This window comes from Bradyrhizobium sp. I1.14.4 (assembly GCF_050435825.1).
Taxonomy (GTDB): domain Bacteria; phylum Pseudomonadota; class Alphaproteobacteria; order Rhizobiales; family Xanthobacteraceae; genus Bradyrhizobium.
In genome coordinates, this window is record NZ_JBNDLA010000001.1 from 111,805 (window position 1) to 123,414 (window position 11,610).

Annotated in this window: 11 protein-coding genes; 5 read left to right on the forward strand and 6 right to left on the reverse strand. The window is 65.9% G+C overall.

The genetic code is table 11. The annotated features are described in order from the left end of the window. Nucleotides 1–11 precede the first annotated feature (11 nt). Together ABIB78_RS00510 and ABIB78_RS00515 are read right to left on the reverse strand one after the other, a co-directional pair. Nucleotides 12–389, reverse strand: coding sequence for a response regulator (locus tag ABIB78_RS00510; RefSeq protein WP_429020255.1), 378 nt, complete (start codon nt 387–389; stop codon nt 12–14). Nucleotides 390–427: 38 nt separating this feature from the next. Then, the gene (locus tag ABIB78_RS00515) at nt 428–1,297 is read right to left on the reverse strand and encodes an MJ0042-type zinc finger domain-containing protein (RefSeq protein WP_429020257.1); all 870 of its coding nucleotides are present in this window, start codon (nt 1,295–1,297) and stop codon (nt 428–430) included. A 197-nt stretch (nt 1,298–1,494) separates the two neighbouring features. On the opposite strand from ABIB78_RS00515, the gene ftsE reads away from it, so the two are divergent. The 4 genes from ftsE to ABIB78_RS00535 all read left to right on the forward strand — a co-directional run bounded on the left by ftsE (nt 1,495) and on the right by ABIB78_RS00535 (nt 4,926). Further along, the gene (ftsE, locus tag ABIB78_RS00520) at nt 1,495–2,154 is read left to right on the forward strand and encodes a cell division ATP-binding protein FtsE (protein ID WP_429020259.1); all 660 of its coding nucleotides are present in this window, start codon (nt 1,495–1,497) and stop codon (nt 2,152–2,154) included. After that, entirely contained in the window at nt 2,147–3,118 is a 972-nt protein-coding gene (locus ABIB78_RS00525) for a cell division protein FtsX (protein ID WP_429020261.1), read from the forward strand. Before ftsE ends, ABIB78_RS00525 begins: the two co-directional genes overlap by 8 nt. Before the next feature lie 160 nt (nt 3,119–3,278). Beyond that, entirely contained in the window at nt 3,279–3,989 is a 711-nt protein-coding gene (locus ABIB78_RS00530; protein WP_429020263.1) for a YdcF family protein, read from the forward strand. A 169-nt stretch (nt 3,990–4,158) separates the two neighbouring features. Then, nucleotides 4,159–4,926, forward strand: coding sequence for a lysophospholipid acyltransferase family protein (locus ABIB78_RS00535; protein WP_429020265.1), 768 nt, complete (start codon nt 4,159–4,161; stop codon nt 4,924–4,926). Nucleotides 4,927–4,972: 46 nt separating this feature from the next. Here the strand turns inward: ABIB78_RS00535 and ABIB78_RS00540 are convergent, their stop codons facing one another. Next, nucleotides 4,973–5,152 (reverse strand): ATP-binding protein, encoded by a 180-nt coding sequence (locus ABIB78_RS00540; protein WP_429020267.1) that lies wholly within the window; start codon nt 5,150–5,152, stop codon nt 4,973–4,975. Between the two features lie 24 nt (nt 5,153–5,176). Between ABIB78_RS00540 and ABIB78_RS00545 the strand changes: the two genes are divergently transcribed. Next, on the forward strand, nt 5,177–5,776 hold the full coding sequence (locus tag ABIB78_RS00545; protein ID WP_429020269.1) for an ArsB/NhaD family transporter: 600 nt from the start codon (nt 5,177–5,179) through the stop codon (nt 5,774–5,776). 22 nt (nt 5,777–5,798) lie between these two features. On the opposite strand, the gene ABIB78_RS00550 is transcribed toward ABIB78_RS00545, so the two are convergent. From ABIB78_RS00550 to ABIB78_RS00560, 3 genes are all read right to left on the reverse strand, one after another. Beyond that, on the reverse strand, nt 5,799–7,280 hold the full coding sequence (locus tag ABIB78_RS00550; RefSeq protein ID WP_429020271.1) for an aldehyde dehydrogenase: 1,482 nt from the start codon (nt 7,278–7,280) through the stop codon (nt 5,799–5,801). Between the two features lie 148 nt (nt 7,281–7,428). Continuing rightward, a complete protein-coding gene (locus ABIB78_RS00555; protein ID WP_429020272.1) occupies nt 7,429–10,722 on the reverse strand; it encodes an efflux RND transporter permease subunit in 3,294 nt (1,097 codons plus the stop codon). 173 nt (nt 10,723–10,895) lie between these two features. Then, nucleotides 10,896–11,501 (reverse strand): gamma-glutamylcyclotransferase, encoded by a 606-nt coding sequence (locus ABIB78_RS00560; RefSeq protein WP_429020274.1) that lies wholly within the window; start codon nt 11,499–11,501, stop codon nt 10,896–10,898. Nucleotides 11,502–11,610 lie beyond the last annotated feature (109 nt).

Here is an 11,610-nt window from a genome sequence, read left to right on the forward strand (position 1 = left end):
GAATGCGCACCCTAGCTCGCCTTCCGCGCCGCCAGCGCGTCCGCGACCGCAGTGCGGATATCGGCCACCGAGAACGGTTTCGTCACCACGTCATGTACGATCGCCTCGAGCCCGGAGGCGCGTTCGCGCTGATGCGCGAAGCCGGTCATCAGCAGGATCTTCAGCTCGGGAAAGTCGCGCGCCGCGGTCAGTGCCAGCGCGATGCCGTCCATGACAGGCATCTGGATGTCGGTGAGCAGGAGGTCGAACGCGCCTGCATCGCGCGTCAGCATCTCCAGCGCCTCGGCGCCGTCCTGCGCGGTCACGGTCTCGTGGCCGTCCATGGCGATGGCGCGCGCCACCAGCGAGCGCATCGAGTCTTCGTCGTCGGCGATCAGAACACGCGTCATGGCGATTGGTCAGGTCCAGAAAGTGTTGGCCGGCAGCCTCACGCGCGGCCGCCGGTGAGATCACGCTTGTTGAAGAAGCGTACGTCGATATTGCGGCCTTCGGGCGGCGGCGAGGCGAGGCGCGACTTGAAGAAGGCGCGCTCGCCGGGATTGAGCACCGGCTGCTCCAGCACTGCATTCCAGGCATAGATCTCGGCGCCCTGCGCGTCGCGGACCGAGAAGCGCAGCCGTGGCAATTCGACCGGTTTGCGGGTCTGGCCGACGATCATGCCCTCGATCACCAGCACCGGCTTGCCGTCCACGGTCTCGTTGGTGATCTTGAGGTCCTTGAAGGCGAGCCCGCGCAAATTCACGTCGAGTCCGACCATCTTGTAGAACAGCGCCGTCTGCGGCAGCAGGCGCACTACGTCATTGCGCCAGACGAAAAGCGCGATGATCAGTGCGCCCATCGCGCCGCAGGTGGTCGGCAGCGCGCCGATCACAGGCATGAAGGGAATTCGGGGCAAAGAGGGCAGGCGGAACAGGCCGGAAAACGCCGGCAGGCGGACGCGGCGCCCGGTTCCGGCCGCCTCCTGGGTGTCGGTATGGGCCGCAGCATCCGCCTCGGCCACCGCCGGCCATTCCGTGGCGGCGTCGCTCCCGTCGGCCGGCAAATCGGCCGAAATCGAGGGGCTTTCGACCACCGGGGTCTCGTCGGCCTCCTCGCGGCCCATCGCCTCCCATTCGGACGCGAGATCGGAGCCGGCGGATTGGTAGGCCAAAGTGGGCGCCGTTGCCCCGATCGCGTCCTCCGGCCGGGCCAGCCAGACCTCCCGGCAGCGGGAACAACGGACGGTGCGTCCGGCCTCGCCCAAGGTGGCCGGATTGATGGCATAAGATGTTGTACAATGCGGACAAACGATATGCACGGAGCCGAATCTCCACCGTGTGGTATGTCCGGATGCTACTTAGCGACCGTTAACGAATCGGAAACCATAACCGACGCACAACCTTTCTGTGCGGTTTGTGGCCGGTTGGAGCGCGTTCGGGCCGCAAGACTGGGGTCAAGCGCTGGGGTCAAGCGTGGGGTATTGGGCCATCGGCCCTCTCGAACGGAGCTAGCGCATTGGTTCGGTTCGAAAATGTCGGTCTGCGTTACGGGCTCGGCCCGGAGATTTTGCGCGACCTCTCCTTCATGATCCCTGCGCACTCGTTCCAGTTCCTCACCGGGCCGTCCGGCGCGGGCAAGACCTCGCTGCTGCGGCTGTTGTTCCTGTCGCTGCGGCCAACCCGCGGGCTGGTCAACCTGTTCGGCAAGGATATCTCGCTGCTCAACAAGGACCAGGTCGCCGACCTGCGCAAGCGCATCGGCATCGTGCTGCAGGATTTTCGCCTGCTCGACCATATGACGACCTATGAGAACGTCGCGCTGCCGTTCCGCGTGATGGGCCGCGAGGAATCGAGCTATCGCCGCGAGGTGATCGACCTGCTGAAATGGGTCGGCCTCGGCGAGCGCATGGATGCGCTGCCGCCGATCCTGTCGGGCGGCGAGAAGCAGCGCGCGGCGATCGCGCGCGCGGTGATCTCGCGCCCGCAATTGCTGCTGGCGGACGAGCCGACCGGCAGCGTCGATCCGACGCTCGGGCGCCGCCTGTTGCGGCTGTTCATCGAGCTGAACAAGTCGGGCACCGCCGTCATCATCGCGACCCACGACATCACGTTGATGGATCAGTACGAAGCGCGGCGGCTGGTGCTGCATCAGGGACGGCTGCACATCTATGAGTAGGAGCGGCGACGAGAAAGTATCGTTGGTCGATCTCGGGCGCGAACGCCCGCAGGTCCCGGCCACGGCGCGCAACATGTCGCCGATCGTGCCGCGCGCCTCGATCTCGGGCCGCGCGCTGGTCGCGGTCGTCGCGATCATGACCTTCCTCGCCTCGCTGACCACCGGAACCGTGCTCCTGGTCAGCGCGTCGGCCGCTGAATGGCAGTCCGAGGTGTCGAGCGAGATCACCATCCAGGTGCGCCCCTCGCCGGGCCGCGACCTCGATCGCGACGCGCAGGCCGCAGTGGATGCGATGCGGGCGCAGCCCGGCATTCTCGAGGTCCGTCCGTTCAGCAAGGAGGAATCCGCCAAGTTGCTGGAGCCGTGGCTCGGCAGCGGGCTCTCGATCGACGAACTGCCGGTGCCGCGCGTCATCGTGGCGCGGGTGCAGCCCGGCACCACGCTCGATCTCGCCGCGCTGCGCGCGCGGGTGACGCAGGCGGCACCGACCGCAAGCGTCGACGATCACCGCGCCTGGATCGAGCGCATGCGCTCGATGACCGGTGCCACCGTGTTTGCCGGCGTCGGCATCCTGATCCTGGTGATCATCGCCACCATCATCTCGGTCTCGTTCGCGACGCGCGGCGCGATGGCGTCCAACCGCCCGATCGTCGAGGTGCTGCATTTCGTCGGCGCCGGCGACAGCTTCATCGCCAACCGCTTCCTGCGGCATTTCCTCAGATTGGGCCTCGAGGGCGGGTTGATCGGCGGCGGCGCGGCGATGCTGGCGTTCGGGTTCTCCGAGTCGATCGCCAACTGGTTCTCCGGCACGCCGGTGGGCGACCAGTTCGCGGCACTGCTCGGCACGTTCTCGCTGCGTCCGTCCGGCTATCTGGTGCTGGCGTTGCAGGCGGTGCTGATTGCGGCGATCACCGCATGGGCGTCACGGCGGACCCTGTTTGCGACGCTCGACGACATCGACTGACGGCCAGCGACAGCGCGATCAAGGGGCCGGTTTCGTGATCGCGGTTCGCGGCCTGAGTGTGATTTGGCGTGCATGCGCGCGGGCCTGGCCGCGGCAAAACCGGTTTCCACTTTTCCGGATCATGCTCTAAAATCCCCCGGGGGAAGGACAACCGCATCACATGAGTTTGCAGTCCGACGATACGTCGCCGAATGGCCTTGCCGCGCGCCCGCGCGGCTGGCTGCGCGCCGTCGTCGTGGTGCCGCTGGCCCTTGCTTTCGTCGCCGCGGCGGTCGGCTTCATCGGCTTCCTGTCGCAACTGCGCGGCGTCGAGACCGATCCGCCGCACAATGCCGACGGCATCGTGGTGCTGACCGGCGGCTCGTCGCGGGTGTCCGACGCGATGGAGCTGCTGGCGGCGGGCTACGGCAAGCGCCTGTTGATCTCGGGCGTGCATCCGACCAACGACGCCAGCGACATTTCGCGCTCGGTTCCGGACAGCCAGGGGCTGATGCGCTGCTGCGTCGATCTCGACCGCTCTGCGGTCAACACCCGCAGCAATGCGGCGGAGACGCGGCGCTGGGCGCGCGAGCGCGGCTTCAAGTCGCTGATCGTGGTGACCTCGAACTACCACATGCCGCGGGCGATCGTGGAACTGTCACATGCGATGCCCGACATCACGCTGATCCCGTTCGCGGTGGTCGGCGACAAATGGCGCGACGAGCCGTGGTGGACGAATGGCGGAACGTTCCGTCTCTTGCTATCGGAATACGCCAAATATGTTGCTGCGGAGGTCCGGGTGCGGCTGGCCGATGTCGGCCTCGACCTGACCTCGGATCTTGCCGAGCCGGCAGCGGCACCACGCCGTCCGGCAACGGCACAGGCGAATTGATGTATCAGCAGGTCCCGTCATTCCGGGGCGATGCGAAGCATCGAACCCCAATTCGCAATTGCGAATTGTCGAATCTCGAGATCCCCCGATGCGCGATCGCGCATCTGTGGTCTGGTGCTGACGCACCATCCTGGAATGACGATGTGACTGCACGAAGGTAGTTTTAGAAATGACGTTGATCTTCCTGCGCTCGCTGATCTTCAATGTGTTGTTCTATCTGGTGCTGGTGCTGCTGTTGATCGTCGCACTCCCGGCGCTGCTGCTGCCGCGGTCGGCACTGATGGCGGTCGAGGCCGCGTGGGCCAGCATCAGCCTGTTCCTGATGCGCGCGGTCTGCAATATCAGGATCGAATTCCGCGGCGTCGAGAAGATTCCGAAGGGCGCGCTGATCATCGCCTCGAAGCACCAGTCGTTCTGGGAGACCTTTGCGCTGATGCGCTTCTTCGAGCAACCGCTGTTTATCCTCAAGCGCGAGCTGATGATGATCCCGGTGTTCGGCTGGTGCCTGAAGAAGGCCGGCATGATCTCGGTCGAGCGCGGTGGCGGGCCGCGCTCGCTGATCAAGACGCTGAAGCGCGCAGCCGCCGAGGTGAAGCTCGGCCGGCAGCTCGTGATCTTTCCGGAGGGCACCCGCACCGCGCCCGGTGCCGTGCCGAACTACAAGGCCGGCGTCGCCCAGATCTATGCCGAGAGCGGCGTGCCGTGCCTGCCGATCGCGCTCAATTCCGGGCTGTTCTGGCCGCGCCGCACCTTCATGCGCTATCCCGGCACGCTGGTGGTCGAATTCCTCGACCCGTTGCCGCCGGGCCTGCCGCGCGACGAATTCATGACCCGCCTGCGCGACCAGATCGAGACCGCCACCAGCCGCCTCGTCGAGGCCGGCCGCGCCGAACAGGCGCAATTGTTCGGCGGGGTGCCGAGTTCGGCGAAGGGGTAGGCAGACCTATCGATTCCCGGCTACAGCGGGAGGAATGCGAGATCGGTCAATCCAAGCCCGCGGAAGGCAGGCGTATCGTTACCCGGAGTCCTCCCAGCGACGACCGGTCCAGGGTGAGGGAGCCGGCATCATAAAGTTCGGCGAGCTCGCGCGTGATCGACAGTCCGAAGCCGAATCCGGGCGAGCTCTCGTCGAGGCGTCGACCGGCCTGCACCGCCTGTGACATCTGCTCCGGCGAGAGCCCCGGCCCGTGGCGATCGTCGGCGCTGGCATCGGTGCGACGGCGGCGGTCCTTCTCGGTGCATCGGCGTCTGGCGCCGATCTCGGCCTGCCGACTTTCGTCTGCGGCGCTGTCGTGACCGCGATCGTGCTCCTGTTTGGCGGCAAATCGCCGGGGTCGATCGTTCGGGACATTTCGTGGTCGGTCCTGCCTCTCGTCGCCGGACTGTTCATCCTGGTTGAAGGTCTCAATCATACCGGCACACTCCCCGCGCTCGCCGAACAATTGGAGCGAGCCGCGGCCATTTCGCCGCACGCGACAGCGTGGGGGGCCGGCATCGTCACGGCAATCGCTTCGAACCTCATCAACAACCTGCCGATGGGGCTGATCGCGGCGACGACGACGCACGCTGCGCAGTCGTCTCCTCATATCACCGGCGCGGTTCTGATCGGCGTCGATCTCGGGCCCAATCTCTCGGTCACGGGCTCTCTCGCAACAATTCTGTGGCTGATCGCGCTAGGCCGGGAAGGCGAGTACGTCAGCGCCCTGCGGTTCCTCCGGCTCGGCATCTGTGTGACGCCTCCGGCATTGATCCTGTCGCTGCTTGCACTCTCGCTGGGGGCGCCGTGAAGAGCCGACGGAGGCGAACCCCTCACCGCATCACGAACGGATTCGCCGGCACGTCCGTCGCGGTCGAGATCCACACGCTCTTGGTCTCCTGGTATTCGCGGACCGCGTCGATGCCGCTCTCGCGGCCGACGCCGGAGAACTTCATGCCGCCGAACGGCATCATGTAGCTGATGGCGCGGTAGGTGTTCACCCACACGGTGCCGGCACGCAGCTGCTTCGGCACGCGGATGGCACGCGCGAGATCCTTGGTCCAGATGCCGGCGGCGAGGCCGTAGATGGTGTCGTTGGCGATCCGGATGGCGTCTTCCTCGGTGTCGAAGGAGATGATCGACAGCACCGGTCCGAACACCTCCTCGCGCGCGATCCGCATCGAGTTATCGACGTCGGTGAAGATGGTCGGCTCGACGAACTGGCCGCCCGTGATTCCGTCGCCGGAAGCCGGCTTGCCGCCGAGCAGGCAGCGCGCGCCCTCGGCCTTCGCGATATCGATGTAGTCGAGCACCTTCTTGTACTGGGCGGGCGTCGTGATCGGGCCGACATTGGTGTCGGCTTGCATGGGATCGCCGATCTTGGCGGACTTCGCCAGTTCCAGCACGCGCGCGACGAACTTCCCCTTGATCGAGCTCTGCACCAGAAGGCGCGATCCTGCGATGCAGGTCTGGCCGGTCGCGGCGAAGATACCGGAGATCGCGCCGGCCGCGGCCGCAGTGAGGTCGGCGTCCTCGAACACGATGTTCGGTGATTTGCCGCCGAGCTCGAGCGAGACGCGCTTCAGGCTCTTGGCGGCGGTCTCGTAGACTTTTGCGCCGGTCGTATCCGATCCGGTAAAGGTGATTTTTGCGACGCCCGGATGGGAAATCAGCGCGGAGCCAGCCTCGGGTCCGAAGCCGGTCACCACGTTGAAGATGCCGTCGGGGATTCCGGCCTCCTTGGTCAGGGCCGCGAATTCCAGTGCGCTGGCCGAGGTGAATTCCGATGGCTTGACGACCACGGCGCAACCGGCCGCGAGCGCGGCGGCGCATTTCCAGGCGACGAACAGCAGCGGCGAATTCCACGCGGTCAGCGCCGCGACGACGCCGACCGGCTCATGCGTCGTGTAAGCAAACGTCTCCGCCTTGTCGATCGGCACCAGGCCGCCTTCGAGCTTGTCGACCAGCCCGCCGAAATACCACCACCACTCCGGATGATAGCGCAGCTGGCCCAGCATCTCGGCCATCAGCTTGCCGTTGTCGCGCACCTCGATCTCGGCAAGTCGTTCCGCATTTGCTGCAACGAGGTCGCCGAGTTTGCGCATCACCTTGCCGCGTGCGGAGGCCGTCATCTTCGCCCATGGACCGCGCCACATCGCCTCGTTGGCGGCCTTCACCGCCTTGTCGGCGTCGGCGGCCGTGCCGCGCGGGATCTTCGCCCACGCCTCGCCGCGATAGGGATCGATCGTGTCGAACCATTCGCCATTGGCGGGGTCGACATACTGGCCGTTGATGTAGAGCTGATAGATTTTCATGAGATCCTCCCGCAAGGCGATGGTTCTGGTTGGCGAAACGGTATCACGCATTGCGCGACGCCGTCATAACGCAGATGCGTGCGAGGGTTGTGGCCGGTGTGGGCCGGTATCAGCCGTGCGGCATGGCAAGCCCGGCGGCGACAGGCGCTCAGGACGCGCTCGACGCTGCCCGGCGTGCACGACGCGCGGCGCGGCGCCGCTGGCTCCAGAGCCTGGCGCGGTCGAGATAGAGATAGACCACCGGCGTGGTGTAGAGCGTCAGGATCTGGCTCAGGATCAACCCGCCGAAAATGGCGATGCCGAGCGGCTGGCGCAACTCGCTGCCTTCGCCGAGGCCGACCATCAGCGGCACCGCGCCGAACAAGGCGGCGAGCGTCGTCATCATGATCGGCCGGAAGCGCATCAGGCAGGCTTGGTAGATCGCATCGCGCGACGACAGCCCGCGCTGGCGCTCGGCGTCGAGCGCGAAGTCGATCATCATGATGGCGTTCTTCTTCACGATGCCGACCAAGAGGATCACTCCGATCATGCCGATGATGTCGAAATCGGTGCCTGACAGCATCAGCGCCGCCACCGCGCCGACGCCGGCCGAGGGCAAAGTGGAGAGGATGGTCAGCGGGTGGACGTAGCTCTCGTAGAGCATGCCGAGCGAGATGTAGATCGTCGCCAGTGCTGCGAGAATCAGGAACAGCTCGTTCGCCAGCGCCTGCTGGAAGATTTTCGCGGAGCCGGCAAACCCGCCGGAAATGCCCGCCGGCATGCCGAGCGCGTGCATCGCGTTCTCGATCGTGGTGGTCGCCGTGCTCAGCGAGGCGCCCGGCGGCAGGTTGAAGGAGATGGTGCTGGCGACGAGGAGATCCTGGTGGTTGACCGATAGCGGCGTCTCGCCGTGCTCGAAACGCGCAACGCTCGACAGCGGGATCATCGTCTCCGCGCTGGTCGAGACCGCCGTTCCGGTCGACGCGACGCCCTTGCCGGTGGCGCCGATCGAGTTGGTGGCCTGATTGCGCACCACATTGGCGGCGACCGCGCTGACCGAGCTCTTTTGCGACGTCGAGGCCACCGTTCCGGCCACCGCATTGGTGCTCTGCGTGCCGGTCGCAGAGCCGCCCGAGGTCGAGATATAGACCTCTTTCAGGGTCTGCGGATCCTGCGAGAAGCGCGGCGCGACCTCCATGATCACGTGATACTGGTTGCGCGCGACGAAGATGGTCGAGACCTGGCGCTGCCCGAACGCGTCATAGAGCGTGTTGTCGAGCTGGCTGACCGTGATCCCGAGCCGCGAGGCGGCGTCGCGATCGATGATCAGATTGGCTTGCTGCGCCTTGTTCTGCTGGTCGCTGTTGACGTCGGCGAGCGTCGGCTCCTTCTGCAGCGCCGCGACGAGCTTTGGCGTCCACTCGTTCAGCTCCTCGAAGGTCGAGCCCTTCAGCGTGTATTGATACGCCGCGTTGCCAGAGCGTCCGCCGGCGCCGAGATCGCCGATCGATTGCAGGAACAGGGTGGCGCCCGCCACCGTCGCCAGCCTGTCGCGCAGCCGCTCGATCACCTTGTCGGCACGCAGCTTGCGTTCGCCCATCGGCTTCAGCGAGGCGAACACGGTGCCGGTGTTGGTGCCGCCGGGGCCCACGCCGCCGCCGCCGGTGAAGCCGACGGCGGTATCGACCGCCGGATCGGCCTTCACGATGTCGATGAACTGGGTCAGCTTCTGCTGCATCAGCTGGAACGAGGTGCTCTGGTCGGCCTGGATCGAGCCGATCAGCAGCCCGGTATCTTGCTGCGGGACGAAGCCCTTGGGCACGACCGTGTAGAGATGGACGTTCAGGTAGAGTGTGCAGCCCAGGATCAGCATTACCAGCAGCGGATGGCGCAGCGCGACGCCGAGCGTCGCGCGGTAGCCGCTCAGCATCAGCTCGAACACGCGCTCGCTGATCCGGTAGATCCGGCCATGCGGCCGGCCCTCCTCCTTGCGCAGCAGCACCGCGCACATCATCGGCGTCGTGGTCAACGAGACCACCAGCGAGATCACGATGGCGATCGTGATGGTCATGGCGAATTCGCGGAACAGGCGGCCGACCAGGCCGCCCATCAACAGGATCGGAACGAACACCGCGATCAGCGACACGCTCATCGACAGCACGGTGAATCCGACCTCGCGTGTGCCGAGCAGCGTCGCTTCCAGCCGCGACAGCCCCGCATCCATATGGCGGGTGATGTTTTCCAGCACCACGATGGCGTCGTCGACCACGAAGCCGGTCGCCACCGTCAGCGCCATCAGCGAGAAGATGTCGAGCGTGTAGCCGAGCAGGTACATCACGGCGAAGGTCGCGATCAGCGACACGCCGACCGCCACCACCGGCACCAGCGTCGCCCGCGCATTGCGCAGGAAGGCGAACACGACCAGGATCACCAGCGCGACGGCGATCAGGAGCGTGATCTCGACGTCGTGCAGCGAGGCCCGGATCGTCTTCGATCGGTCGACCGCGAGGGTGATGTCGATCGCGGGCGAGACCGAGGCCCTGAGCTGCGGCATCAGCCCTTTCACATTGTCGACCATCTTGATGATGTTGGCGCCCGGCTGCCGGTACACGATCATCACGACGGCCGGCTTGCCGTTGGCAAGGCCGAGCGTGCGCACATTCTCCACGGAATCGATGACGTCGCCGACGTCGGTCAGGCGCACCGCCGCGCCGTTGCGGTAGGCGACGACCAGCGGCTTGTAGTCGGCCGCCTTCCGGGCCTGGTCGTTGGCATAGATCTGGTAGCGCTGGTTGCCGACGTCGATGCCGCCCTTCGGGCTGTGCGCATTGGCGCTGGAGAGCGCGGCGCGGACGTCCTCGAGCCCGATGCCGTATTTGTAAAGTGCAGGTGGGATCAGCTCGACGCGCACCGCGGGCAGCGAGCCGCCGCCGACCGAGACTTCGCCGACGCCCTCGACCTGCGACAGCTTTTGAGCGAGCACGGTCGAGGCGGCGTCATAGAGCTCGGCCGGCGTCAGCGTGTCCGAGGTCAGGGTGTAGATCAGGATCGGCGCCGAGGCCGGGTTGAACTTGCGGTAGGTGGGATTGGCGCGGAGGTTGGTCGGCAGGTCGGCGCGCGCCGCGTTGATCGCCGCCTGCACGTCGCGCGCGGCGCCGTTGATGTCGCGGTCGATGTCGAACTGCAGCGTGATGCGGGCGGAGCCGAGCGAGGACACCGACGTCATTTCTGTGACGCTGGCGATCTGGCCGAGGTGGCGCTCGAGCGGGCTTGACACGGTGGACGCTACATCGGCCGGGCTGGCGCCGGGCAAGGTCGCCTGCACCATGATGGTCGGGATGTCGACGTCGGGCAGCGGCGACACCGGCAGCTTGAAGAACGCAATGATACCCGCCACCACCAGTCCAAGCGACAGCAGCGTGGTGCCGACCGGCCGGCGGACAAAGGGGGCGGAGAGGTTCATTGCATCAGCGGGCGATGTTTGCGGATCAGCTTCTATCCGTCCGTGCCGTGATGCAAAAGCCTAAATGTCACAGGCGCTGCCATACACAAGCCGCGATTTGTTGAACTGCGAGCGGTGCGTCGCAGCCTGAAAGCGTGCGTCAATGAGGCGCTCGACATAATAGCTGTCCGCACTCAGCCCGGATCAATCCTGCCCGCCGCACGCACTTCCCGATGCGGCGCCCCCGCAGCGTGCAGCATCGTCGCGAGCTGGTGCAGTTGCGCGTCGCGAAAGCCCTGCTTCTCGATCGCGGCGACGGTCGAGAGCACATAGTCGCGGTTGTTGCCGGAGCGGCCATGGCCCTGCTGCACCAGGTGCAGTTGCTCCGCCAGCGACAGCCGCCCGGCATATTGCACATGGCCGCGATCGACCACATAGGCCAGTGCGGAGACCCGATCGCGCGCGGCGTTCTCCAGCCACACCGAGCGCATCACCTCGCGATAGACGTTGGTGGTCTGCTCGCGCGACCGCAAATAGGCGATGGTGTCGTGGCGTTGGCGGGCGGCGACGCGAAACGCGATGCCGCGGCAGGCGCCGCCGCGGTCGAGCCCGAGCACCAGGCCCGGCTTCTCCGGCGTGCCGCGATGGTCGAACGAATAGACGCAGAGCGCGCGATGCTCGCCGATCAGCCGCGCCGGCACCTGCTCCAGGAACTCGAAGCCCGGCTTCCACATCAGCGACCCGTAGCCGAACACCCAGAGGTCGCCGTCGGTTTCGGAATGGGGAGGATTTGCTGACATTGCGCCGATGGGCTAGCAGAACAGGCCGTCGAAGCGAAGCAAATTTCGTTCTGTTTCCAACACTTGACCTTTAGAACGATTGCTGCCGCTTCGATTTTGACAAATTCGC